30 protein-coding genes are annotated in these 23,262 nt (G+C 41.2%); 29 read left to right on the top strand and 1 reads right to left on the bottom strand.

What is annotated here, in order from left to right:
- Positions 1 to 46: 46 nt before the first annotated feature.
- A complete protein-coding gene (locus ACFPA1_RS15510; RefSeq protein ID WP_338088288.1) occupies positions 47 to 436 on the top strand; it encodes an SA1362 family protein in 390 nt (129 codons plus the stop codon).
- A gap of 32 nt (positions 437 to 468) precedes the next feature.
- Here the strand turns inward: ACFPA1_RS15510 and ACFPA1_RS15505 are convergent, their stop codons facing one another.
- Entirely contained in the window at positions 469 to 1,353 is an 885-nt protein-coding gene (locus tag ACFPA1_RS15505; protein WP_213144880.1) for a patatin-like phospholipase family protein, read from the bottom strand.
- Positions 1,354 to 1,606: 253 nt separating this feature from the next.
- Here ACFPA1_RS15505 and ACFPA1_RS15500 point away from each other — a divergent pair, with 253 nt between their 5' ends.
- From ACFPA1_RS15500 to folD, 28 genes are all read left to right on the top strand, one after another.
- The gene (locus ACFPA1_RS15500) at positions 1,607 to 3,400 is read left to right on the top strand and encodes a sulfite exporter TauE/SafE family protein (protein WP_378584034.1); all 1,794 of its coding nucleotides are present in this window, start codon (positions 1,607 to 1,609) and stop codon (positions 3,398 to 3,400) included.
- Between the two features lie 29 nt (positions 3,401 to 3,429).
- Positions 3,430 to 3,921, top strand: coding sequence for a DUF6803 family protein (locus ACFPA1_RS15495; protein ID WP_213144882.1), 492 nt, complete (start codon positions 3,430 to 3,432; stop codon positions 3,919 to 3,921).
- Positions 3,922 to 4,102: 181 nt separating this feature from the next.
- The gene (locus ACFPA1_RS15490) at positions 4,103 to 4,555 is read left to right on the top strand and encodes a PCYCGC motif-containing (lipo)protein (protein ID WP_338088289.1); all 453 of its coding nucleotides are present in this window, start codon (positions 4,103 to 4,105) and stop codon (positions 4,553 to 4,555) included.
- Between the two features lie 10 nt (positions 4,556 to 4,565).
- Complete coding sequence (locus tag ACFPA1_RS15485; RefSeq protein WP_213144883.1) at positions 4,566 to 5,219, top strand: c-type cytochrome; 654 nt, start codon at positions 4,566 to 4,568, stop codon at positions 5,217 to 5,219.
- A 251-nt stretch (positions 5,220 to 5,470) separates the two neighbouring features.
- A complete protein-coding gene (locus ACFPA1_RS15480; protein WP_213144884.1) occupies positions 5,471 to 6,529 on the top strand; it encodes a hypothetical protein in 1,059 nt (352 codons plus the stop codon).
- Positions 6,530 to 6,542: 13 nt separating this feature from the next.
- Positions 6,543 to 6,995, top strand: a complete 453-nt coding sequence (locus ACFPA1_RS15475; protein ID WP_213144885.1) for a cytochrome c maturation protein CcmE — start codon at positions 6,543 to 6,545, stop codon at positions 6,993 to 6,995.
- Between the two features lie 25 nt (positions 6,996 to 7,020).
- Complete coding sequence (locus ACFPA1_RS15470) at positions 7,021 to 9,003, top strand: heme lyase CcmF/NrfE family subunit (protein ID WP_213144886.1); 1,983 nt, start codon at positions 7,021 to 7,023, stop codon at positions 9,001 to 9,003.
- 1 nt (position 9,004) lies between these two features.
- On the top strand, positions 9,005 to 9,508 hold the full coding sequence (locus ACFPA1_RS15465; RefSeq protein WP_213144887.1) for a cytochrome c-type biogenesis protein: 504 nt from the start codon (positions 9,005 to 9,007) through the stop codon (positions 9,506 to 9,508).
- A 12-nt stretch (positions 9,509 to 9,520) separates the two neighbouring features.
- Entirely contained in the window at positions 9,521 to 9,892 is a 372-nt protein-coding gene (locus tag ACFPA1_RS15460) for a hypothetical protein (RefSeq protein ID WP_213144888.1), read from the top strand.
- Complete coding sequence (locus ACFPA1_RS15455) at positions 9,889 to 10,884, top strand: hypothetical protein (RefSeq protein WP_213144889.1); 996 nt, start codon at positions 9,889 to 9,891, stop codon at positions 10,882 to 10,884. The genes ACFPA1_RS15460 and ACFPA1_RS15455 overlap by 4 nt, the downstream gene beginning before the upstream one ends.
- 25 nt (positions 10,885 to 10,909) lie before the next feature.
- The gene (locus ACFPA1_RS15450; RefSeq protein ID WP_213144890.1) at positions 10,910 to 11,614 is read left to right on the top strand and encodes an ABC transporter ATP-binding protein; all 705 of its coding nucleotides are present in this window, start codon (positions 10,910 to 10,912) and stop codon (positions 11,612 to 11,614) included.
- The gene (locus tag ACFPA1_RS15445) at positions 11,611 to 12,291 is read left to right on the top strand and encodes a heme exporter protein CcmB (protein ID WP_213144891.1); all 681 of its coding nucleotides are present in this window, start codon (positions 11,611 to 11,613) and stop codon (positions 12,289 to 12,291) included. The genes ACFPA1_RS15450 and ACFPA1_RS15445 overlap by 4 nt, the downstream gene beginning before the upstream one ends.
- Before the next feature lie 3 nt (positions 12,292 to 12,294).
- On the top strand, positions 12,295 to 13,056 hold the full coding sequence (locus ACFPA1_RS15440) for a cytochrome c biogenesis protein (RefSeq protein WP_213144892.1): 762 nt from the start codon (positions 12,295 to 12,297) through the stop codon (positions 13,054 to 13,056).
- A 12-nt stretch (positions 13,057 to 13,068) separates the two neighbouring features.
- Positions 13,069 to 13,200: a CcmD family protein gene (locus ACFPA1_RS15435; protein WP_213144893.1), complete on the top strand. Its 132-nt coding sequence runs from the start codon at positions 13,069 to 13,071 to the stop codon at positions 13,198 to 13,200.
- Positions 13,201 to 13,243: 43 nt separating this feature from the next.
- On the top strand, positions 13,244 to 13,753 hold the full coding sequence (locus tag ACFPA1_RS15430; protein WP_213144894.1) for a TlpA family protein disulfide reductase: 510 nt from the start codon (positions 13,244 to 13,246) through the stop codon (positions 13,751 to 13,753).
- A gap of 177 nt (positions 13,754 to 13,930) precedes the next feature.
- Entirely contained in the window at positions 13,931 to 14,848 is a 918-nt protein-coding gene (spoIIIAA, locus tag ACFPA1_RS15425) for a stage III sporulation protein AA (protein WP_213144895.1), read from the top strand.
- Positions 14,849 to 15,364 carry a stage III sporulation protein SpoIIIAB gene (spoIIIAB, locus tag ACFPA1_RS15420; protein ID WP_213144896.1) on the top strand — a complete coding sequence of 172 codons (516 nt, stop codon included), beginning with the start codon at positions 14,849 to 14,851 and terminating at the stop codon, positions 15,362 to 15,364.
- Positions 15,365 to 15,375: 11 nt separating this feature from the next.
- Positions 15,376 to 15,579 carry a stage III sporulation protein AC gene (gene spoIIIAC / locus ACFPA1_RS15415; protein ID WP_007084610.1) on the top strand — a complete coding sequence of 68 codons (204 nt, stop codon included), beginning with the start codon at positions 15,376 to 15,378 and terminating at the stop codon, positions 15,577 to 15,579.
- 25 nt (positions 15,580 to 15,604) lie between these two features.
- Entirely contained in the window at positions 15,605 to 15,985 is a 381-nt protein-coding gene (spoIIIAD, locus tag ACFPA1_RS15410; protein ID WP_241113860.1) for a stage III sporulation protein AD, read from the top strand.
- 29 nt (positions 15,986 to 16,014) lie between these two features.
- On the top strand, positions 16,015 to 17,223 hold the full coding sequence (gene spoIIIAE / locus ACFPA1_RS15405; protein WP_213144897.1) for a stage III sporulation protein AE: 1,209 nt from the start codon (positions 16,015 to 16,017) through the stop codon (positions 17,221 to 17,223).
- 16 nt (positions 17,224 to 17,239) lie between these two features.
- A complete protein-coding gene (gene spoIIIAF / locus ACFPA1_RS15400) occupies positions 17,240 to 17,869 on the top strand; it encodes a stage III sporulation protein AF (RefSeq protein WP_213144898.1) in 630 nt (209 codons plus the stop codon).
- Positions 17,862 to 18,524, top strand: a complete 663-nt coding sequence (gene spoIIIAG, locus ACFPA1_RS15395; RefSeq protein WP_378584028.1) for a stage III sporulation protein AG — start codon at positions 17,862 to 17,864, stop codon at positions 18,522 to 18,524. Before spoIIIAF ends, spoIIIAG begins: the two co-directional genes overlap by 8 nt.
- Positions 18,525 to 18,540: 16 nt before the next feature.
- Entirely contained in the window at positions 18,541 to 19,101 is a 561-nt protein-coding gene (locus ACFPA1_RS15390; protein ID WP_213144900.1) for a SpoIIIAH-like family protein, read from the top strand.
- 215 nt (positions 19,102 to 19,316) lie between these two features.
- A complete protein-coding gene (gene accB / locus ACFPA1_RS15385; protein ID WP_213144901.1) occupies positions 19,317 to 19,826 on the top strand; it encodes an acetyl-CoA carboxylase biotin carboxyl carrier protein in 510 nt (169 codons plus the stop codon).
- A gap of 13 nt (positions 19,827 to 19,839) precedes the next feature.
- Positions 19,840 to 21,195, top strand: coding sequence for an acetyl-CoA carboxylase biotin carboxylase subunit (gene accC, locus ACFPA1_RS15380; RefSeq protein WP_213144902.1), 1,356 nt, complete (start codon positions 19,840 to 19,842; stop codon positions 21,193 to 21,195).
- A gap of 18 nt (positions 21,196 to 21,213) precedes the next feature.
- Complete coding sequence (locus ACFPA1_RS15375; RefSeq protein ID WP_213120236.1) at positions 21,214 to 21,621, top strand: Asp23/Gls24 family envelope stress response protein; 408 nt, start codon at positions 21,214 to 21,216, stop codon at positions 21,619 to 21,621.
- A gap of 302 nt (positions 21,622 to 21,923) precedes the next feature.
- The gene (gene nusB, locus ACFPA1_RS15370) at positions 21,924 to 22,322 is read left to right on the top strand and encodes a transcription antitermination factor NusB (RefSeq protein WP_213144903.1); all 399 of its coding nucleotides are present in this window, start codon (positions 21,924 to 21,926) and stop codon (positions 22,320 to 22,322) included.
- A gap of 35 nt (positions 22,323 to 22,357) precedes the next feature.
- The gene (folD, locus tag ACFPA1_RS15365; protein ID WP_213144904.1) at positions 22,358 to 23,215 is read left to right on the top strand and encodes a bifunctional methylenetetrahydrofolate dehydrogenase/methenyltetrahydrofolate cyclohydrolase FolD; all 858 of its coding nucleotides are present in this window, start codon (positions 22,358 to 22,360) and stop codon (positions 23,213 to 23,215) included.
- Positions 23,216 to 23,262 lie beyond the last annotated feature (47 nt).

The raw sequence follows: 23,262 nt of genomic DNA, 5'->3' as shown, positions 1-23,262 counted from the left end.
GAAGTGTTTAAAAGGATAAAAAAATGCTTATGATGCTCTTAGGGAGGTGGCTTTCTTGAAAAATCGGACATCCGCATATATTGTGGGGGTACTAATTATCCTTGCTTTACTTGGGCTTTATGGTTCTTTTACGGCTGACCCGGCTGCATTTTTGCAAAAAATAGCTGTCTTCGTTTTAATTGGTTTGGTCATATATTTTGTTGTTCGCAAGTTTTCAAATTCGAGCCCTCAGAAAAAAGAGCAGCGGGCATTTCTTAAAGCAGCAAGAAGGTCTAAAAAACGCTTGCAGCATCGAAGTGGAGAGACAAATGTAAAAGGTTCCACTTTAGGTACATTGACGACATTAAAGAAAGGCAAGGCCAAAAAGAAATCTCCTGCCCATCTTACCGTCATTGATGGAAAAAAAGGAAAAAAGAAAAATCGGGCGTCTTTTTAAACGCTCGATTTTTCTTTTTTCTAACTGCTTTATTAAAAACTCCATTTATTCAAAAATCTCTTCGCCCGTTCCCTGCCTAAGTTTACAAGCTCCTGTTTCTTTTCCTCGGTTAAATGAAATTCAATGGTCATTATCCCTTCTGTAGGGATAAATATAATATTTTCGGCATGTTTTTTGGAAATATATCTGGAATCGTGAGCATCCTTCATGGTTTCAAACAATGCCCCGAAAAGCTCAATCGCGTTGTTTATTTTATGCTTTTCATGTTCGTATTCACTTGGACTTAATTTGATGCCGAGGACAGGTCTTGTTTTTTTTATATTCTCCTGGTCAAAAAGCCACATTGGAAAATTGCTTAATACCCCTCCGTCCACTAAAACATTAGTCCCGTCCTTTGTCCGTAATCTTACAGGTTCAAAGAAATATGGGATGCTGCAGCTCATGCGGATGGCCTTGGCAATTGGAAAAGAGCCCGGTGAAATTCCGTATTTCGGTAAATCATCAGGAATAACAACCATTTGTCCGGTAGAAAGGTCTGAAGCGATAATCCTTAACGTTTGAGGCGGTAAATCGGAAAATGTTCTCAGTCCTTTGGCCTCTAATTTTATCCTAAGCCACTTTTCCAATTCGTTCCCTTTGTAGAGCCCTAATCTCCAATAAAGTAACAGCCATTTGGCGAGTTTAAAAGGTATGATGGTTTTGCGGGTATCAAGCAGTTTAGTTAGATTCACTTCGTCAATGAGCTGATAGATTTCTTTGCTTGTATAACCAGCGGCAATTAAAGCGGCTATTATGGAGCCAGCACTGGTTCCAGCGACCCTGACAAATTTAAAACCTCGTTCTTCAATTTCTTCACACGCCCCGATAAGCGCAAATCCCTTTATTCCTCCTCCGGAAAAAACTCCATCAATATTCATGGCAGCCACTCCCAATGATGTACTCATTGTTACATCTTTAAGCGGCTGTTTTACAAAATAGTACGGGAGACAAGATAAATATTTTAGTGGATAACCCCCTATGGGCAGCTTGAAGGTTGTTCAAGAATTAGAAAAATTATGTCCACAAATTGGTCACCAAGCCCTTATTTTTCTTCATACCACCAACATATCAGTTTTTTATACTTTAGCTATCAAGAAGGTAAAGGAATTCGTTTAAAGGCTGGTGGCCGCTATGAGTGTCAAACGGATCAGATTAAAAGTTTACGATATGACTTGTTCGTCCTGCGAAAAACGGGTAGAAAGAACCGTGAAAAAGCTAGAGGGGGTAAAAAATGTTCAAGCAAGTTTCAGTGGTCAATTTGCTGATATTGAATTTGACGAAGACCAATGTACTTTAAGCTTGCTGAAAGACGCAATCCGACAGGCCGGATACAGTACAGAGGGTTCAAAGGGTTATAAATTTATCGGCATATTTATCATTGTTGCTGCTATTGTCCTCCTTGGCATCAATACCGGCAGTTTTAATATGGAGGAAAAACTTAACTCAGCCTCGTATGCCGTTTTGTTTGTCGTTGGGTTAATCACCTCGCTCCACTGTGTAGGGATGTGCGGTGGCATCATGCTGTCCCAGACAATTGGTAAAGAAAAAAATAATAGATGGGATGCCGTAAAGCCATCGCTTCTTTATAACCTAGGGAGGGTGACTGCTTACACCATCATTGGCGGAGTTATTGGAGCAATCGGGTCGGTGTTTGCCCTTTCGTTGGCAGCCAAAGCCGGACTTCAGATATTTGCAGGGGCATTTATGATGATTATGGGCTTTAATATGGCCGGATTCCGCGTCTTTAGAAAGCTGCATTTTAAATTGCCTGCTATCACTTGTAAGAAGGTGAAAATGCCAAGAACGCCCTTTCTGGTTGGATTTCTTAATGGCTTAATGCCCTGCGGACCATTGCAGACGATGCAAATCTATGCGCTTGGTACGGGTAGTGCTTTAACTGGGGCATTGTCCATGTTTATGTTTTCCATTGGTACGGTCCCGCTAATGCTAAGCTTTGGAGCTCTTTCGGGACTGTTAAGCAACGGGTATACAAAGAAAATCCTTAAATTCAGTGGAATTCTCATTATTGTGCTCGGGCTGATTATGAGCAACAGGGGGCTGGCACTTGCCGGTGTGCAAACTGGTCCGCTGGACATCATGGCAAGCGTTGGCGGAACCAGCTCAAATTCGTCGGCGGATTCCACTGATGCGATTAAAGCAACCATCAAGGATGGCGTGCAGGTTCTAAATATGACGGCGGACGTATACGGCTACACCCCAAGAGTTTTATATGTAAAAAAAGGGATGCCCGTCAAGTGGGTCGTTGATGTCAAACAGCTGACCGGATGCAATAATACGATCGTGGTTCCTGATATGAATGTGCAGCAAAAGCTGCAAAACGGTAAAAACGTTATTGAATTTACACCGGGAACTGAAGATATCCCATTTAGCTGCTGGATGGGAATGAAGCGGGGCATGATCAAGGTGGTTGATAATCTTGGGGAAATTTCTGCTTCAAGCAGCAATGCGGACGGAATCGATGCCTCGACTAAGGCAACAGCCGAAAGCTCTTCCGAGACAAAGGCAAGCATATATGGAAATGATATTAGCAAGGTCCCAACTGAGCGTCTGGTAAGAAAGGCTGAGGTTACTAATAATCAACAATCCTTAGCTGTCAAAGGAATTGGCTACGAGTTTGAACCTTTAGTTATGGTGGTTAATAGAGGAATTAAGACGAAGCTGACAATCGATTTATCGCAATTTGATCAAGCTGCCGGGAGCTTTTTAATCCTGAATACGAAAACAAAGCAAATTGCGGCTGAATTTACCGGTAAGGAGGCGATTGCCGAAGTTGATTTCACACTGGACCGCACTGGAACTTATGGAATTTATCTTAATGAGGAGGAATTACTAGGGATTATTGAAGCTGTTGATGATGTAACGGCTGTTGACTTAGAGGTAGTGAGAAAGCAGTTTCTTAAATAATATAGAGTATTTGATAGGAGAGAGAAATTATGAACATGACACATTATATGGGATTGCTTGCTGATAATCAGCCCTGGAATTTAATTATCTTTATGGCCATTCCAGTCATATGTGCGGAAACAATCGCTGTTACTGAACTGGGAATCTTATTTTCCCGTAAGCTCGATGGTTCCTTAAAGAAAGTAAATAAGGCAGTCAGCATTTTTGCCGGGATTTATTTCACCGGAATATTTATATATCTCTTAATGAATGCGTATATCCCGCTGACGGCTAACGGCGAATGGAAGGGATGGATTGACGTAACCGCCGTTACCTTCTACCTGCTGGGGGTTGTGCCGTTATTAGGCATGGCGCTTCTTGACCTGGGTATCGTCTTTAAAAATAAAAACGCTGTTGAAAAACTAAAAACACATGCCTTTTTTGTAGGAATGTTCTTAGTAGTTGCGCATGTGGCAATGATATTTGGAATGGTTGACCCATCCATTGGTACAAGCACAGGCGGTCACATGATGAACATGTAGATACCCATCGTCGGACATTCCTTTCGGAGTCTCCGGCGATTTATATTTATTTCATTGAATCTATTATTTGTACTTTATCAAGCTTAAAAACTTCACTAAATAGTAAGAATTAGCGTCTGATGGCTGTCATTCTTTTTGTTAAAATAAATTTGTGATATCAAGCTGGAAGGGGTGACAACTTTTGAAAAGAATACCTTCGCTTTTTGTTCTTTGTTTTGCTATTGTCCTTATAGCAGCTGGGTGCGGATCCAATGTCAGTGATAAAAAATGGGCCCTTGATAAAAAGCACGAACCGCTGCCTGATTATGTGTTAAATTCATCTGATCAAATTAAAGAAACCTATATTATGGCAGCTACATACCCAAAGGTACTGGCGCAGGTCCCATGCTATTGCGGCTGTTTTGCGCAGGATGGCCATGAGAGTAACCTCGATTGCTTCGTTGACCAATTCGGGTCTGGTAATGCCGTAAAAGAATGGGATTCGATGGGAATATCGTGAGACGTCTGTATAGATATCGCCCGGGAGGCGGTAGAGATGCATCTTGACGGTAAAAGCCCTAAGAAGATTTATGACCTAATTACGACGAAGTACGAAGATTTTGGGGAACCGACTCCTACACCTGAACCAAAATAAGGAGCAGCCCATGAAGAAAATTTTAATCGGAACCTATATTTTAATTACAATTGGCATTGTTTTTTGCATTGCCAATAGCGGCATTTTCAGCAGTGAAAATTCCAAGGCCATTGCGGCAGGAGAAAAAGTGTATGCAAAAAACTGTCTTGCCTGTCATGGCGAAACAGGAAAAGGTGAAGGAGCAAAGGACGGGACAGCGATCAATAATCAACATTTTTTAAGTTCCGTTTCTGATCAAGACCTTTACAATTATGTGAAATATGGGCGTGAAGGGACAAGCATGCCCTCCTATGAAACTCGTTTGTCCGACAAGGATTTGAAGAATCTAGTTGCGTTTATGAGAGAATGGCAGACTGAAGAACTCGACTTAAAAGCATCTGCAACTGTATTAGGAGACCCTGAACGAGGCAAGGAACAATATAAGCTTTATTGTCTCTCCTGCCACGGGGAAAATGGAGCAGGAAAAATCAAAATGGGAACAGCCCTTTCCAGTCCCCAATACTTGAAATATACAAGTGACAAACAAATTTGGATTGGGACAGCTTATGGGAGAGAAGAAACCCGGATGGGACCATCATTGAAAGGCCTAGAAGGTGCCCGACAACTCACCGAACAGGATATTTCTGACATAACCGCCTATATCCGTTCACTAGAACCGAAATGACATAAAAAACAGCCTTGAATCTTTTAAAGGATTTATGGCTGTTTTTTTATTATGTAAAAAATATCCCTTTTTTACAAATGTGAACAATTTATGGTTATTTTTTGACGAAAAGGTAACGATTTTTGCCGGTTAACAAAATGTTCAATAGTCCATCAACAACAGGCAACCGAGAAAGATTATATTTATTTCAAAGAGGACTATAGTGAAAAAGTCACGGTTTTAACGAGCTTTTTGATTCAAGGAGGATAACTATGCGGAAAAAGAAATGGATGGCATTATTCGTTATTTTAGCATTTATGACAAGCCTGATCGTACCAAAGGCAAGCGCAGAGACAATATTTCAGCCGGAAAAGTTTCCATATAAGAGTATGCAGGTTCAAGTCATGCCGGAGTTTGACTATCCGGAGGATTGGCCGTCGAGGGAGATTCCTTCCTTGCTGGTCGGAATGTACGGAACAATTACCAATAAAAGCGGGCAAGATTATGATGGGAAAATAGAAATTCCTGTTCCTGCAAAGGATAAAGGGTTTGAGGCCTTCCTAGTAGCCGAATTTCCAGAAAAAGATAAGCCGGAGGTTCAGCGGCCTTATGATGTTGACAAAGACAAGGGAGTGGTTGCCTGGAAACCAGGTAAGACCATTAAAAATAACGAAACCTATCAATTCGTAATTGAATACTATACGCAGTCTATTGCTGTGAAGGACCAAAAAAGTTTTACATACGAATTTACAAACAGAGCTGAAACAGAACAGCTTGATGTTGTGTTTTACGCGCCGATGAATGCCAAGGATATTCAAGCTGAGCCAAAGGCGCAGGAGAATTCAAAAAATGAATATGGAGAAGAACTCTATTTTTATCAATATAAAAATGTAAAAGCCGGTGAAAATTTAAAATATTCCTTTTCTTACAAGAAACCGGGAACAGAATCAACGATGGAAGCGATGAGCAAGGTTCAACCACCAAATGATGAAAACCATTCCGGCGTGAAAGGCAGCGCGACAGATCAAGTTTTAGATGGCAATGGTACTAAGGACACTGCAAAACAGCCTATTATCGGCATCGGCGGAGCGTCTATTATCGGCATCGCCCTGATTATTGCCGGAGCATTCGTCTACCTAGGAATGAAGGCAAATGTTCAAAGTGCGGCCAAAAAACAGAAACAAACAAAACCTCAAGTTATGAAACAAGCTTCGAGTAAAAAGGAAAATAAGACAATTAATGTTGAAGCTAAAAAGGAACTTAGGAAAAAGCTGTTAACAGGCAAGATTGATCAAGAAACGTACGATGAGGAAATGAAAAAATTAATTTAATGAGGTGAGAAGAATGAAGAAAAATACGTTAGTTCTCCTCGGGGGATTTATTATTGCCGGTGCAATTGTTTTTCTCTTAATGGCTGCCACTCCAGGTTCGAGCGGAATTGAATTAACCTTAAAAGATCTCTTGGCCACCCAAGATGAGCACGAAGATGATTTTGTAACCGTTGAAGGACTTTTAATCGAAGACTCTATTAAATGGAATCCTGACAAAATAGAGTTGAAATTTGATGTGAAAGACAACGAAGGACATATCATGCATGTTATTCATAATGGGCCAAAGCCTGACAATTTCTCTGAAGGGGTAATCACTATTCTCCAAGGCTCGCCGACCAAAAAAGATACTTTCGCTGCTGAAACAGTGAAAACGAGATGCCCATCCAAATATGAAGGAAAAGACATGAAGAACTACGATCCGGAAACCCATAAGGACAAGCTGAATCAGCCACCGAAAGAAAAATAACAGGCAAACATAAGAAGGTGACGAAATGTATCTATTTGCTAATGCGGCCATTTATATTGGATTTGCGGTTGCAATCTATTCACTCTTAGTTATAACACTGGGAATCAGCACGAAAAATCAAAAGCTCATAAATAGTGGAAAAGGCGGAAATATTGCATTGCTAGTTTGTACGTCAATGGCTATGCTGTCGATGTTCTACCTATTAGCTACTTCCCAATTCCAATTTGAATACGTAAAAGACTATACAAGCAGCGAACTACCGATTATTTATAAACTGACTGCCCTGTGGGCAGGTAATGCCGGCTCCTTGTTACTTTGGACATTCTTCTTAACTTTATACACCGTCATGATTGTTTTTTCAAGGAAGATGAAAGGGAACCCAATGGTTCCATACATTTCAGCGATCCTAATGGCCAATGCGGTTTTCTTCTTCTTTATCTTGGGATTTGTTGCAAAGCCATTTGTGTTGCTTGATGAGATCCCGCTTGAAGGAAAAGGATTAAACCCAATGCTGCAAAATCCAGGGATGATTATCCACCCTGTCACACTTTACCTTGGTTATGTAGGTCTTGCCATCCCATTTGCTTTTGCAATGGCGGCCTTAATCATGAAAAACGTCGATGATTTCTGGATTAAAATGACAAGACGCTGGACCATTATCGCGTGGTTATTCTTGAGTCTCGGAAATATCTTTGGCGGCCAATGGGCCTATGTAGAGTTAGGCTGGGGCGGCTACTGGGCATGGGATCCGGTTGAGAATGCTTCGTTTATGCCGTGGTTGACAGCTACTGCCTTCCTGCATTCTGTGATGATTCAAGAGCGGAAGAATATGCTGAAGATCTGGAATATCTGCCTAATTATCGTTTCCTATGCCCTGACACTATTCGGCACATTCCTGGTTCGAAGCGGAGTATTGACATCAGTGCATGCCTTTGCGAATTCCAATTTGGGATTATACTTCTTAATCTTTATGGCTATTGCCGTAATTGGTGCATTGTATGTGCTAATGAGCCGCTATAGTCTGTTAAAACGCAGTGCGGGAGAGTTTCAATCCTTTGTCTCAAAGGAAAGCAGCTTTTTAGTTAATAACTTACTTCTTGTTGGTGCAGCCTTTGCTGTTTTTTGGGGAACGATTTTCCCGCTCGTTTCAGAAGCAGTTCGCGGCACAAAGGTAACGGTCGGCTTGCCATTCTTCAACAAAGTAGAAGCGCCGATTCTATTGTCCATGATGTTTGTGATGGCAGTTTGTCCGCTCTTGGCTTGGCAGCGTTCAAGCGTGAAAAATCTTCGGAAGAACTTTTTGATTCCTGCCATTCTTGCTGTTATCGCTATGGTTTTAATGGTGGTGCTGGGTATTCAGAAAGCGTGGGCCGTCATTGGCTACGGAGTTATTACTCTATTATTTATCACTCACTTCTTAGAGTTTTATAGAGGGGTTCAGGCAAGAAGAAAAATGACGAAGGAAAAACCGTTAACTGCCCTTTACCGCCTGATGATTCGAAACCGTCGCCGTTACGGGGGATATATTGTCCACCTTGGAATTGCCTTCATCACCATGGGGATTATTGGTTCACAAAACTATGATGTTGAAACAATGAAAACTGTACCATTAGGCGGTTCGCTTGAGATTAATAATTACCGGCTAAATTACGAGCGGCTTGATCAAAAACGGGAAGGAATAAACGATATTGTTTACGCTGATGTAACTGTATTTAAAAATGGAAAAAGATTAGGCACTTTCCAGCCCGAAAAAGTTTTCTATGGGAACTGGGAGCAGCCTTCTTCTGAAGTGGCGATTATCTCCTCAATGAAGGAAGACTTATATATTGTTTTAAGTGCCTGGGAGGATGATGGGAAGGCTACATTTGTGGTAAAGGTTAATCCGATGATGAACTGGTTATGGATGGGATCATTTATGATTGTCATTGGTGCACTTTTCGCCGTTTGGAACGGAAAATATGGAAATGTTACTCCGAGATACACCGGGGTACGCAAAGAGGTGGCATAGCATGAGAAATAAAATTTATCTGGGGCTCCTCCTTATTGCGTTTATCTTCCAAGGTTCAATCTTTCATGCCGAAGCAAAAGAATTTGACTATAAATCACCAGAATTTAAAGCCGTTGCGCAGCAGTTTGCTTGTACATGCGGGTGCGGACAGGACCATTATGAATGTGATCCTAATACTTGCCAATTAACAAAGGATTTTAAATCTGACCTGGTCGATATGATGAATAAGGGCTGGGATAAGGACAAGATTCGAGACTATTACGTGAATATTTATGGCGAAGAAATTTTAACCGCTCCTGAGAAAAACGGATTTAGCTTGACTGCCTGGGTACTGCCGTTTGTGGCATTAGGTACCGCTGGTGGTGGATTGTTCTTTGTTATTCGTAAATGGGTCAAACGAAAAGGGACGGAAGAACCAGTGATGGAAAATCAGACGGCTGAGGAAGAAGTGGAAGGCGAAATTCTCTCTTCTATAATTGATGAAGAACGTAAAAAGTATCTATAGGATGTGAACAAAATGCACGATATCTCCATCATTTCAATGATTTTTTCCGCTGCCTTGGCGTTAACTTGCTTGTTTCTAATTTTGTCACCGTTATTTAAGTGGGATACGTACTTACATCTCGGTTCGAAAAATCAAGACTTAGCCTCAACAAAGGAAGCCCTATTGACTACGTTAAACGAAATAGAGTTTGAGTACAAAATGGATAAGATTTCCCCTGCTGATTATAAAAATTTAAAAAGACAATATGAAATAGAAATAGCGAGCATTATGAAGGAAGAAGAAATAATCAGCGGCACCACAGATAAAGATTTAATGGCAGAAGTGGAAAAAGAAATTGAAGAACAAATGAAAAGTTACAAAAGCAAAAGGAGGGATGAAAAGTGATTCGTAAAATCACCGTTATCCTCCTGGGCCTGATGCTGTTTATTCCTGTAAAGGGTTTGGCAGCATCCGACTCCAATATTTTGATTGATATGCATTACCTCGTTGTCAGTCCGGCCGAAGACGGTTCAACAAATCTGATGAATATGGTCGATTACACCAATAAATCGGCAGAAGAGTATAAAGGCGATGACCAGAATGAAGCGGTACTAACTGTAACGCTGCCAGAAGGGGCCAAGGATTTAAATTTTCTAGATAACAAAATTGCGTTTAAACAGGTGGATAAAGGATTTATTACAACTACGTCGATTCCAGGCAACCAAACCATGGTGCTGCCATATAGCTATCGGATGCCAAAGGATAAAGAAATCAATCTTACGGTTGACTACCCGGTTCAGATGCTCCAAATTCTCGTACCAGAGGGCAGGGGAAGCATTGAGATAAAAGGGGCACAATCAACCAATCAGGGTCTGTTTAAATTTGATGATCAAAATTATTGGGGATACAGTATTGAAAATTTAAAAGCAGGTCAGTCCTTTAAGCTGGAGTATAACAAGGATATCCAGCCCAAAGCTGATAGTACCACGCAAACACAGGCAGCTGGGGGAACCGCTAAAAACACGTCCGTTACCCACACTGCACCGGCTTTCCATAATCCGGGCCACCTCAGGATGTGGGCGCAATCACCATTGCATCGTTTTAATCCGCATATTTTTCTGATTATTTTAGGAGCAATCGTTATCGCAGGATTATCCTATTATGCCTACTTTAGAAGAAAAGCGAGATTTGAAAGTGAGCGACTTGGTGCTGATAAGGAGGAAAAAGCCTTTAAGCTGTTAATGTCAAAGCAGAAAGCGATCATGGATAAGATTATCGAATTGGAAGAAACCTTCGGTGATGGAAAGCTGACTGAAGAGGAATATCATGCCAAGCTTGATGCTTACAAACAGCACTTGGTTCACGTGAAATTAAATTTACGCAATTTTGTAGAATAGCAGCTGGAGTGGGAGGGATGCGCAAATGATAGAAATTAAAAAACTGACGAAGCAGGCTGAAAACAAGCTGATCTTACGTGGTGTTGACCTCTCTATCCATAAAGGGGAAACTGTCGGGATTCTTGGTCCAAACGGGGCAGGAAAGAGCACGCTTCTAAAGGTGCTGGCCTCATTGATTAAACCGACATCAGGAATGATCAAGATCAATGGTTTGGACTTGAAGAAAGATTCGCTTGAAATAAAAAAAATATTAGGCTATCTGCCTCATTCCAGCTTGCTTTACGACCATTACTCCCCATTAGAAAACCTCGTCTTCTTCGGGAATATATATGGGGTTAAAAATGTAGAACAAAAAGCGGCCGAGCTTGTTAAAGAAGTGGGTTTATCCTTCTTTTTAAATGAACCGGTCAAAAATTTCTCGCGCGGCATGATCCAACGAATTGCCATTGCCAGAGCGATTATTCATGAACCTGAAGTATTGCTGCTGGATGAGCCGCATACTGGGCTGGACCAGGGCGCTATTGCCATTTTAAACAATGTGATTCTCTCCATGAAAGAGAAAGGAACGACAACCTTAATGGTCACCCATGATTTCAAGCAGGCAGCAGAAATCTGCGACCGCATTGTTATTGTCAAAAACGGCAAAATTGTCGATGACTTCAGAATTGAAAATTCAAGCTTGGGATATGTTTCACAAAAATATGAGCTGCAGGTGGAGGGTGTATCATGAATCTATTTCGCACAGCCTTCTTGCTTGCCCAAAAAGATTTATATTCAGAGTTAAAAACAAAACAAATTTTGGTCACGCAAATTATCTTTGCCGGACTCGTCATCGTTGTATTCAGTTTTGCCTTTGATCCGGCCAATAACACGACAAAGGCTGTAATCCCCGGGATTATTTGGGTCATTATTGTGTTTTCCGGTATTTTGGGTCTTAACCGGTCGTTCATTTCGGAGCAGCGGAACGATACGATGCAGGGGCTGCTTGTTGCACCGATGGAGGCCGCCAGTATTTACTTAGGCAAGTTCTTGGCAAACTTTGCGATGATATTAGTTGTTGAAATTGTTTCTGTTCCGTTTTTATTCTTATTATTTGATTTTAAATTTCTTGGCAGTTTTCCGTATTTTTTATTGGTGATTTTTTTAGGAAGCTTTGGCTTTATTGCCATCGGGACTTTTTTGGCAGCTCTTGCGGCGAATTCCAAAAGCAGTGAAATGCTGCTGCCGCTGTTGTTATTTCCAATTACCACCCCTATTTTAATCGGTGTGGTTCAGGCAACTAAAATCATTTTAACGAACCTGGATCAGTTTTCGAGCGCTTTGGCGTGGATTCAGCTGGTTACAGCGTATGATGTGATTTTCTTTGTTGTTTGTTTCTTATTAATTGATTATGTGCTGGAGGTTTAAGTGATGAGTATGAATCTCGAACGGGAAAAAGCGGTCCTGCCCCCTTCGCAATTGACAGACACGAAAAGTGTTAACCTAGGAAAAGTATTGTTTGGCGCAACCATCATATCGATGTTTACGGCACTATATTTTATCTTTATTTTTGCAGATGAAGAAAAAACCATGAGGGCTGCGCAAAAAATTTTCTATTACCACGTAAGCTCAGCGTGGCTTGCCTTCTTGGCGTTTTTTGTAACATTCGTTTTCAGCATTTTATTTTTAATAAAGCGGAAAAGGATTTATGACACGTATGCCTATGTTTCCGCAGAAATTGGTGTTGTTTTCACGATTATCGTTCTGACAACAGGTCCAATCTGGGCAAGATCCGCTTGGAATACCTGGTGGGTATGGGAACCGCGCCTTATTACAACGCTCATTCTATTCTTTATTTACATTGCCTATATCATGATTCGGCAAATGGATGGGGTTTGGGATAAGAAAGCAAGACTCGCCGCAGTCTTCGGAATTATTGGCTTTGCCGACGTACCGATTGTCTTCTTTGCAATCCGCTGGTGGCAGACAAAGTTCCACCCAATTGTTTTTGGTGATGGACCTTCTCAAAAAGGCGGCGGAATTGAGGATACAATGCTTGTCGCCTTGCTGGTCACGATTACAGCTTTTACTATTCTTTATTCCTATCTACTTCATAAGGGTGTTTCTTTTGAAAAAATGAAAATAACAGTAGAACAATATAAGGAAAGATTAAGAGAGTCATTAGATAAATAGGAGGAACCAATCATGAATTATGAATATATGTTAGGTGCTTATTCTGTTGCTTGGGTTGTGATTTTTGCGTATATGCTCATTATTGGAAAACGGCATGACAAGCTGAAAAAGGAAATTGAGTTTTTAAAGCAGTTAGATAAATAGGAAGGAATAAGGCTGGGAGACAGCCCGTCAGGAGGAAGTGCGAATGAACCAGCGGGTTATTAAACCACTTGTGTTGATTCTTATTATCGCGATGTTCGGATTTTTTGGTTATAGCCTTGTCACAAAAGGCAAACATACCGATGTTGGCGATAAAGCCTTTAATTTTGAACTGCCTAATTATGATGGCGGAACGACAAAGCTTTCAGATTATAAGGGTAAAGTCGTGATTTTAAACTACTTTGCAAGCTGGTGCAAGCCTTGTAAGGATGAGTTCCCGGAATTAGCAGCCTTTCAAAAGGATTATGGCGGCAAATATCCATTGCTTATGATAAACCGTGGCGAAACCATTGACCGAATTAAAAAGGTAACAAATGACAATAAAGAAGGAATGGTTTATTTATTCGACTATAATGCCAAAGTTTCCAAGCAATATAACGTAACTGGCCAGCCTGAGACTTTTGTCATTGATAAGCAAGGAATTATAAGAGAACACTACAATGGTCCGGTTACCGAAATGCAAATGTATAACTGGATTAAGAAATACGATAAATGATGCACGGGGACGGTTCTTCTGCTTTTGAGCAGAAGAACTGTCCCCGTTTTTCGTTTCTATTAAATAGATGTAAAAAAATAGAGTGAAAGCAATTTTTAGAAGATTTGTCAGTCATAATGTGTCCAAGCAGGCATACATTTTAATTAATGAGAAGGGTAAATCAAGGAGGAAGCTTTCGTGGAAACCTTACTTAATTTTTTACCAAGAAAAATCGCCGACCTGATCAATCAAATCCCTCCTGTCCAAAAAAAGGAAATCGAAGAAATTCGGATTCGTATTAATCGGCCCATCGAATTAACGATGAGGGGAGCGCCAACCTTTCTATCGTATATTATTCAGCCTGAAGATGCCGTTCAGTTAATGAATAAAATTAGCCATTTTTCCATTTATACCTTGGAAGAGGAGCTTAAGCGCGGATATATCACTGTTTCAGGCGGCCATCGAATCGGTCTAGCCGGAAAAGTCATTCTGGAGAATGAAAGAGTAAAGGCGATAAGGGATATATCTTCGTTTAACATTCGAATTGCGAAAGAAAAGCTCGGCAGTGCCGAACCTATTATTCCCTACATCTGCAATGGAAACTGGATGAACACGATGATTATCGGGCCGCCGCAAACAGGAAAAACAACACTGCTGCGGGATGTTGCAAGGATTATCTCAACAGGTTACCGGAACATTGCTGCCTCCAAAGTAGGCATTGTCGATGAGCGGAGTGAAATAGCGGGATGTGTAAATGGAATCCCGCAATTAACCTTCGGGTACCGTGTGGATGTTCTTGATGCCTGCCCTAAAGCGGAGGGAATGATGATGATGATCCGCTCGATGAGCCCGGAAGTTCTGGTCGTAGATGAAATTGGCCGTAAAGAAGATGCCGAAGCAATCCAGGAAGCCGTTCATGCCGGCATCAAGCTGTTCATGACGACCCATGGGACGAGCCTGGAAGAAATCAGCAAAAGGCCTTCGTTAAAGGAAATACTCAGCCAAGGAATCTTTGATCGGTTAATAATCCTTAGCCGTAAGGCTGGTCCGGGGACGATCACGGAAATTTTGGATGGAAGCGGACAAAAATTAAACCAAAAAGCGAGCGTGACATAGATGGTTAAGCTGATTGGTGCCATTTTTATTGTTGTTGCCACTACCTTCACAGGCTTTGAGGCCGCAAGAAACCTTAGCGAGCGGCCGAAGCAGCTGCGAGCTTTGAAATTTGCCCTGCAATCCCTTGAGGCTGAGATCATGTATGGGCATACGCCTCTTCATGAAGCCGCAAGACGGCTGGCAGCCCAGATGGCTAAGCCCCTATCCACTTTTTTTGAGAGCTTTGCAGGGAAGTTGACCAATTCAGAGACAACTGTAAAAGAGGCTTGGGAATCGAGCCTAAAGGAAATATGGAAATCGACTGCATTAAAACAGGGCGAATATGAAATTATGAGGCAATTTGGCGAAACCCTTGGCCGACATGACCGCTTTTCCCAGCAGAAACACATCATGCTGACCCTTTCCCATCTGGAAAGAGAAGAAGCAGAGGCTGTCCAAGCACAAGCGAAGTACGAAAAAATGGTCAAGAGTCTTGGATTCTTATCAGGATTATTGTTGATAATTTTATTATTTTAGGGGGAAAAGCAATGGGTTTAGAAGTGGATATTATTTTCAAAATAGCAGGTGTCGGCATTGTGGTCGCCTTTTTGCATACAGTTCTTGATCAAGTTGGGAAAAAGGAATATGCGCAATGGGTAACCTTGTTTGGCTTTATTTATATTTTATTTCAAGTGGCATCCATCGTAGATGATCTGTTCCAAAAAATAAAATCGGTCTTTTTGTTCCAATAGAAAGGGGGGCTTTGCCATTGAAATTATTAAAATAGTTGGAATTGCCCTCGTCGCTACCTTTCTTGCCTTAATTATTAAGGAACAAAAACCGAACATCGCCTTCCTATTAATAGTCTTTGTTGGCTGCTCGATATTTCTTTTTCTGGTGGACAAGATCTACGAAATCATTCATATGCTCGAAAGACTGGCCATAAATGCAAAGGTGAATCTCGTTTATGTTGAGACGATTCTTAAAATAATCGGGATTGCCTATATCGCCGAATTTGCCGTTCAGATTACAAAGGATGCGGGCCAGGGGGCCGTCGCCTCAAAAATTGAATTAGCAGGAAAAGTCATTATACTCGCCATGGCTATACCAATTCTTACTGTATTAATCGAAACCATAATCAAACTAATTCCGAATTAATCGTTTTCGGGAAGAGGTGTTAGTAAAAGATGAAGCAGTGGCTGCAGATTATTCCAATTATCATTCTCTTAGTCTTTTTTTGCTATAGTCCAAGTGTCCAAGCTGCACAGGGGTCAGAGCCCACTCAAGCCAATACCAGCCCTCTTTCGCCGCAGGAGCTGGTGGATTCACAGCTAGAAAGCTTGGATTTAACAGAGCTTAAACAGTTTTGGGAAGATATTAGCAATAAATACGGCGGTTTTCTTCCGGAGAGCCAGAAGGGAAGCCTGTATGACTTTATCAAAGGCGAGAAAGAGTTTTCGTTCAAGCAGTGGGGTATGGGATTTCTAAAATTCCTTTTCCATGAGTTCCTGGCCAACGGCAAATTGCTCGGTTCATTAATCATGCTATCGATATTCAGTATGTTTCTGCAAACGATGCAAAATGCCTTTGAAAAAAGCAATATTAGCAAAGTGGCCTATGCGATTGTGTATATGGTGCTCGTGATTATCGCTTTAAATAGTTTTCATATCGCCATTTCCTATACAAACGAAGCGATTGGAACAATGATCTCCTTCGTTCTCGCCTTGATTCCTTTGCTGCTTGCTTTGATGGCTGCATCGGGCGGACTGGTGTCGGCAGCGTTTTTTCACCCCGTTATCTTGTTCTTGATGAATATGAGTGGATTATTAATGCAATACGTAATTCTGCCGCTTTTGTTCCTGGCAGCTTTACTAAGCATTGTCAGCACGATGTCTGATCAATATAAGGTCACTCAATTGGCCGCGCTGTTAAGAAACTGGAGCATCGGTTTAATGGGACTGTTTTTAACCGTATTTCTAGGGGTAATTTCCGTCCAGGGAGCATCTACAGCGGTAACAGACGGAATTACGATACGGACTGCTAAATTTATTACCGGAAATTTCATCCCGGTTATTGGCAGGATGTTTACCGATGCGACGGATACGGTTGTCAGTGCCTCAGTGCTTTTAAAAAATTCAGTTGGGATTGCCGGAGTGGCCATTTTGCTGATTATAGTTGCCTTCCCTGCATTTAAAATTTTGATGATTTCATTTATCTATAAATTTGCTGCCGCCATCCTTCAGCCGTTAGGCGGAGGGCCCATTATCACTTGCCTTGATATTATCAGCAAAAGTGTCATCTATGTTTTCGCCGCATTAGGGATTGTCTCATTGATGTTTTTTCTAAGTATAACAGTCATAATCGCAGCCGGAAATTTGACGATGATGATGCGATAGGGAGTGGGTGAGCAAAATGGAATTTTTAAAAGAGTGGGTTACAAATATCATTCTATTTATCCTGTTGGCCACGGTGATTGATATGCTGCTGCCAAATTCAAGCATGCAGAAATATACGAAGATGGTGACGGGCCTTTTGTTAATTGCCATTATTCTAACTCCTCTCTTCAAGATTATTTCAAAGGATTTTGAGGGAGCTATCGCAGCTATTCCTTCTTATCAGGCTCCTGAAGAAAAAAATATGAAAAATTTAATAGATTCGAAGAAAAAAGAAATACAAGCCTCTCAGCATGCATATATTTTAAAAGAAATGGCTGTCCAGCTAAAAAAGGGTGTAGAGGGGGAGTTAATGGAGCAGTATGGATTGGAAATCGCACAAATTGATGTAGAAACAAATGCAGAAAGTGACCGAGCATTCCCTGAAAACCTCCAAAAGGTAATGGTTCTTCTGAAACAGCCAGAAACAGGAGAAAAGACAGTCGAAGCAGTTAAACCAGTAGTAATCAACACAGAAGCACCTCTTCCATCTAAAAAACGGGCAGAAGAAACAGAAAAAATTGCCGCATTTCTCTCTAAAAAATGGAACGTAACAGAAGAAACAGTTGATGTTTCGATTGAAGGGGGGATCCAGAAGAAAAATGGGTAATAATAAAGGGCCAATTTCATGGCTGAAAAAACTGCTTAGAATGGATGAGCAGGATGAAAAATCAGGTAAAAAGCCGGGGAAATTCCAGTATATGCTTCTTGTTCTGTGTATTGGAGCAAGCCTAATGCTTGTTGGAAATATCGTGTTAAAAAATGACACTGGCTCCACGGCCATTCCGGCAGCCACAACCGCAAAGACGGGTGGCGATGAGGATGTCGCCGCTTTTGGATTGAATAAAAGCTCTGGCAATAAAACCATTGCTGAATATGAAGAAAAATATGAGGACCAATTAAAGAAAGCACTCCAGGAAATGCTGGGTGTCGATGATGTTACCGTGATTGTTAACATTGATTCTTCAGACAAGAAAATTTTCGAAAAGAATCGGTCAAACAAATCGCAAACAACCGAGGAATCGGATACTCAGGGCGGCCAGCGCAAGGTTCAGGATAATACCGTTGATGAGCAGCTGGTGATTATCCGAAATGGCGAAAAAGAAGTGCCGGTTGTCGTGGAAACCAAGAAGCCGGATATTCGCGGTGTCTTAGTCGTAGCGAAAGGTGCAGAAAATATTCAAGTGAAAAAATGGATAGTCGAAGCTGTTACACGGGTTTTAGGAGTTTCGAGCCATCGTGTATCAGTTGTTCCTAAAAAATAAAAGGGGGATTTTTAGAATGCTATTGAAAAAGCAAACAGTTTGGTTATTAACGATGTTGAGTCTGGTCGTGGTATTGTCGGTTTATTACATCACATCTCCAGAGCAAAAGAGCACAGACCTTGCCTCTGTGGAGAAAAATGTGAAGAACGAGGTGGCAAATAAGGATACTAAAACGAAAACCGAAGCAAAGGATGGAAAAACAGTCGTTTCTACAGTTGCCGGTGATGCGGAATTTGAAGAGCTTCGCTTAAAGCTTGATGAACTGCGTGGCGAACAGAAGGAAGAATTAACAGCTACTATGGCTTCCACTGATCTTCCAGCAGAAGAGCGGATGAAAGCGAAGGATCAAATGCAAAAGCTGAATGACATTGCTCAAAAGGAAGAATTATTAGAAACGATGATTAAAACAATGGGCTATGAGGATGCATTGGTAAGAGCTGATGGTGAAAAGGTAAGAGTAACCGTTAAATCCAAGAAAAAGCCATCTGCTTCAGCTGCAAATAAAATAATCTTAGAAGTGAAAAAGGAGATCGGTGAAAGTAATTTTGTAGCCGTTACTTTCCAGCCATCCAAATAAAAAGAGAGGTTAGGAAAGCGCTTTTGCGCTTTCCTGTTTTTGTGTTTTAGCTAATAGGGAAGTATAAATTCAACTACACCTCATGAACCGTCCTAGCGGACTCGCCAATCGGTGAGTTTTCATTTATAATTAAGATGATTGAACTCACATGAAGTCTTAAGGTATAGTATTAGTAGCAAGTAATAATTTTAATTTGAACAAGAGGGTGTTATTCAATGTTAAAGGTTCAAGAAATTCGCGAATTAATTAAACTTGTTGATCAATCCAGTATTGAAGAATTTGTATATGAAAACGAAGGCTCTAAAATTCAAATGAAAAAGAATAATGGTGTAACTGTTGTTCAGCCTGCTGTACAACCGGCAGCTGCCCTAGCTCCTGTGGCCGTTCAAGCAGCCCCAGTGCCGGCCCCGGCCCCGCAGGCACCTGTTCAAGCTGTTAAACAGGAAGCACCAAAGGCTGCAGCTGTTGAAACAGAGGATACGAATTTACATAAAATTACTTCACCAATGGTAGGAACATTCTATGCTTCCCCAAGTCCAGAAGCAGAGGCTTATGTAAAAGCAGGTTCAAAAGTAACGAAGGATTCCATCGTTTGTATTGTAGAAGCGATGAAGCTATTTAATGAAATTGAGGCAGAAGTAACCGGAGAAATTGTCGAAGTGCTAGTTAAAGATGGCCAATTAGTCGAGTACGGACAGCCGTTATTTTTAGTAAAGCCAGAATAAGGAGCGTAACGGAATGATAAAAAAACTGTTAATTGCAAACAGAGGAGAAATTGCAGTTCGGATTATCCGCGCCTGCCGCGAAATGGGAATTGAATCGGTTGCGGTATTTTCTGAAGCGGACCGTGAAGCATTGCATGTTCAGCTGGCTGATGAAGCTTACTGTATTGGACCAACGTCATCAAAAGACAGTTACTTAAATGTTACCAATATTATAAGTGTCGCAAAATTAACAGGCTGTGATGCAATTCATCCTGGTTATGGATTTTTGGCAGAAAATGCCGATTTTGCCGAGCTTTGCCGCGAATGTAATATTACCTTTGTGGGCCCAAGTCCTGAAGCGATTACAAAGATGGGAACCAAGGACATCGCAAGGGAAACCATGCGGGAAGCGGGGGTTCCAATTGTTCCTGGATCGAAAGGGATCATTAATGATATTGACGAAGCCCTTGAGCTTGTCAAAAAGATCCAGTATCCGGTGATTATTAAAGCAACTGCCGGCGGTGGCGGTAAAGGAATCCGCGTAGCCAGAAACGAGCAGGAATTAATCAAAGGCATCAATATCACACAGCAGGAAGCGGCGACAGCCTTCGGAAATCCGGGCGTTTATATCGAAAAGTTCATTGAAGATTTCCGCCATGTCGAAATTCAGGTCCTTGGTGATAATTATGGGAATACCATTCATTTAGGTGAAAGGGATTGCTCGATTCAGCGCAGACTTCAAAAGCTTCTTGAGGAGACTCCTTCTCCTGCCCTTGATGGAGAGATTCGTGCGGAAATGGGAAATGCTGCTGTAAAAGCTGCAAAAGCGGTTGATTATTCAGGTGCTGGAACGGTAGAATTTATATATGATTACCGCAATCGGAAATTTTATTTCATGGAGATGAACACAAGGATTCAGGTAGAGCATCCTGTAACTGAAATGGTCACTGGAATTGACCTTATTAAAGAAATGATTCGCGTGGCAAATGGTGAAAAACTATCGTTAACCCAAGCGGATGTGACCTTCAATGGCTGGGCGATTGAGTGCCGGATCAATGCCGAAAATCCGGAGAAGAATTTTCTTCCTTCAGCTGGAAAGATTAATATGTACTTACCGCCTGGAGGGCTGGGAGTTCGGATTGATTCTGCTGCCTATCCAGGATACACCATTCCACCTTACTACGATTCCATGATTGCAAAGGTAATTGCATACGGCAGCACCAGGGAGGAAGCAATCGCAAGAATGAAACGTGCCTTAAGCGAATTTGTTGTGGAAGGTATTCACACAACGATTCCATTTCATTTAAAGCTTCTTGAGCACGAAAAATTCGTCGAAGGCCAGTTTAATACGAAATTCCTGGAGTTGTATGATGTGATGAAGTCAGTATAAATCTGGAGGGATCGCACGATGAGCGAATTTAGCATTTTGGAAATGGAACATGAGAACAATGGCCTGGGGAAAATCGAAATTGCTCCTGAAGTGATTGAAGTGATTGCCGGTATTGCCGCATCCGAGGTTGAAGGTGTAGCCGGAATGCGCGGAAACTTTGCAACAGGTGTGGTGGAGCGTCTAGGCAAGAAAAATCACGGAAAAGGCGTAAAGGTAGAACTGACAGAGACAGGAATCAAAATTGATGTTTACTGTTTAATGAAATTTGGAATTTCCATTCCATCAGTGGCAGGGAAAATTCAAGAAAATATCCGCCAAGCACTACTTAACATGACCGCACTCGAAGCAGAAGAGGTAAACATCCACGTAGTCGGCGTCCAATTCGAAACACAAAAAGTAGAACCAATTGTGGATGAAGAAGTATAAAAGCAAAAACCAAAGGATTCGCTCCTTTGGTTTTTTGTTTGCTAATAAAAAAGTATAAACTTTCTGTCGAAAGCTTTATACTTTCTTAACGCATAAATTCAACTACGCCTCTGTCTTCGTCCTATCGGACTCGCCAATCGGCGAGTTTACATTTATCCAGAGAAATCGATTTCAAAGTGCGAATCAATTTTAATTATGCTATTATCAATTTATGTCTAAGGTTTCGACATTATTTTAATACTATAATATGGATGAAAAATAGTCATAAATTACTTAAAATCCCTAAAGGAGTTAACGGTATAATGAAAAGAAGAACTGCAAGAGAAAAGGCTTTACAAGCACTCTTTCAAATTGATGTCTCACAGAGCGAGCCATCCTCTGCTATCGAACACGTATTAGAGGGGGAAGCAGGCGACGATTATCTATCCCGGCTTGTTCTCGGAGTAGTCGAGCATAAAGAAGAAATTGACAAGCTAATCATTGAGAACTTAGAAAAATGGTCCATTGATCGTTTGGCAGCAGTTGACAGAAATATTTTAAGAATAGCTGCCTATGAATTAAAATTTATGCAGCCTGATGTCCCTGAAAATGTGATTTTAGATGAAGCAATTGAGATTGCCAAAATATATGGAGATGACCAATCAAGCAAGTTTATTAATGCTATTCTTTCAAAAGTAAAACAAAAGCTTGTTATGGAATAACTAATGGATGGATAAAGGGAAGGGAGAAAAGGAAAATGACAGCTGTTATTATCAATGGAAAAGAAGTCGCAGACAAAAAAAAGCATGAAATTGCCCAAGAGGTCTCAAGTCTGAAAGGTCAGGGGATAACTCCGGGCTTAGTGGTTATCCTTGTCGGCAATAATCATGCATCCCGTACTTACGTCACCAATAAAGAGAAAACATGTAAAGAGCTTGGCATGAACTCATTATTAATTGAAATGCCAGAAGAAACATCAGAGGCGGAACTTCTTGCAAAGATTGAAGAGCTGAATAATGATGCTGCGATCCACGGCATTTTGGTCCAGCTTCCACTGCCAAAGCATATTGATGAGACAAAAGTCATCGAAACAATTTCTCCTTTAAAAGATGTCGACGGCTTTCATCCCATTAATATAGGCCGAATGATGACTGGACAGAAAACGTTTTTGCCATGTACACCATATGGAATTATGGTATTGCTCGAAGAATATGGAATTTCTGTTGCCGGTAAACATGCAGTTGTCGTCGGCAGAAGCAACATCGTCGGGAAGCCGGTTGGCCAATTACTGCTTAATCAGCACGCTACTGTCACCTATTGCCATTCAAGAACGAAGGATTTAGCCGAGCAAACAAGACAGGCAGATATTCTGGTTGCAGCCGTGGGAATTCCAAACTTTATTACTGCTGAACATGTTAAAGAGGGGGCAGTGGTTATTGATGTTGGAATTAACCGAAATGAGGCAGGAAAGCTTTGCGGTGATGTGGCATTTGCTGAAGTTAGTGAAAAAGCTGGATACATAACTCCTGTTCCAAAGGGTGTGGGTCCGATGACGATCACAATGCTTATGTATAATACCTTACAGTCTGCGAAGGAAAGTATGAACCGCAAATAAGTCTAAGAAATTGTCCTTATCTATGATGATTAGCCCTTATGTTCTTT

This window comes from Neobacillus sp. GCM10023253, assembly GCF_042653105.1.
Classification (GTDB): Bacteria; Bacillota; Bacilli; order Bacillales; family Cytobacillaceae; genus Neobacillus; species Neobacillus citreus.
The sequence above is the reverse complement of the archived record's forward strand: the minus strand, read 5'-3'. Positions and strand labels throughout refer to the sequence as shown.

Coding starts and splice junctions, on each gene's coding strand:
- ACFPA1_RS15505 (WP_213144880.1), bottom strand. CDS start 1,353: ATGAATATTGATGGAGTTTTTTCCGGAGGAGGAATAAAGGGATTTGCG.
- ACFPA1_RS15500 (WP_378584034.1), top strand. CDS start 1,607: ATGAGTGTCAAACGGATCAGATTAAAAGTTTACGATATGACTTGTTCG.
- ACFPA1_RS15495 (WP_213144882.1), top strand. CDS start 3,430: ATGAACATGACACATTATATGGGATTGCTTGCTGATAATCAGCCCTGG.
- ACFPA1_RS15485 (WP_213144883.1), top strand. CDS start 4,566: ATGAAGAAAATTTTAATCGGAACCTATATTTTAATTACAATTGGCATT.
- ACFPA1_RS15480 (WP_213144884.1), top strand. CDS start 5,471: ATGCGGAAAAAGAAATGGATGGCATTATTCGTTATTTTAGCATTTATG.
- ACFPA1_RS15475 (WP_213144885.1), top strand. CDS start 6,543: ATGAAGAAAAATACGTTAGTTCTCCTCGGGGGATTTATTATTGCCGGT.
- ACFPA1_RS15470 (WP_213144886.1), top strand. CDS start 7,021: ATGTATCTATTTGCTAATGCGGCCATTTATATTGGATTTGCGGTTGCA.
- ACFPA1_RS15465 (WP_213144887.1), top strand. CDS start 9,005: ATGAGAAATAAAATTTATCTGGGGCTCCTCCTTATTGCGTTTATCTTC.
- ACFPA1_RS15460 (WP_213144888.1), top strand. CDS start 9,521: ATGCACGATATCTCCATCATTTCAATGATTTTTTCCGCTGCCTTGGCG.
- ACFPA1_RS15450 (WP_213144890.1), top strand. CDS start 10,910: ATGATAGAAATTAAAAAACTGACGAAGCAGGCTGAAAACAAGCTGATC.
- ACFPA1_RS15445 (WP_213144891.1), top strand. CDS start 11,611: ATGAATCTATTTCGCACAGCCTTCTTGCTTGCCCAAAAAGATTTATAT.
- ACFPA1_RS15440 (WP_213144892.1), top strand. CDS start 12,295: ATGAGTATGAATCTCGAACGGGAAAAAGCGGTCCTGCCCCCTTCGCAA.
- ACFPA1_RS15435 (WP_213144893.1), top strand. CDS start 13,069: ATGAATTATGAATATATGTTAGGTGCTTATTCTGTTGCTTGGGTTGTG.
- ACFPA1_RS15430 (WP_213144894.1), top strand. CDS start 13,244: ATGAACCAGCGGGTTATTAAACCACTTGTGTTGATTCTTATTATCGCG.
- spoIIIAB (WP_213144896.1), top strand. CDS start 14,849: ATGGTTAAGCTGATTGGTGCCATTTTTATTGTTGTTGCCACTACCTTC.
- spoIIIAC (WP_007084610.1), top strand. CDS start 15,376: ATGGGTTTAGAAGTGGATATTATTTTCAAAATAGCAGGTGTCGGCATT.
- spoIIIAE (WP_213144897.1), top strand. CDS start 16,015: ATGAAGCAGTGGCTGCAGATTATTCCAATTATCATTCTCTTAGTCTTT.
- spoIIIAF (WP_213144898.1), top strand. CDS start 17,240: ATGGAATTTTTAAAAGAGTGGGTTACAAATATCATTCTATTTATCCTG.
- spoIIIAG (WP_378584028.1), top strand. CDS start 17,862: ATGGGTAATAATAAAGGGCCAATTTCATGGCTGAAAAAACTGCTTAGA.
- ACFPA1_RS15390 (WP_213144900.1), top strand. CDS start 18,541: ATGCTATTGAAAAAGCAAACAGTTTGGTTATTAACGATGTTGAGTCTG.
- accB (WP_213144901.1), top strand. CDS start 19,317: ATGTTAAAGGTTCAAGAAATTCGCGAATTAATTAAACTTGTTGATCAA.
- accC (WP_213144902.1), top strand. CDS start 19,840: ATGATAAAAAAACTGTTAATTGCAAACAGAGGAGAAATTGCAGTTCGG.
- ACFPA1_RS15375 (WP_213120236.1), top strand. CDS start 21,214: ATGAGCGAATTTAGCATTTTGGAAATGGAACATGAGAACAATGGCCTG.
- nusB (WP_213144903.1), top strand. CDS start 21,924: ATGAAAAGAAGAACTGCAAGAGAAAAGGCTTTACAAGCACTCTTTCAA.
- folD (WP_213144904.1), top strand. CDS start 22,358: ATGACAGCTGTTATTATCAATGGAAAAGAAGTCGCAGACAAAAAAAAG.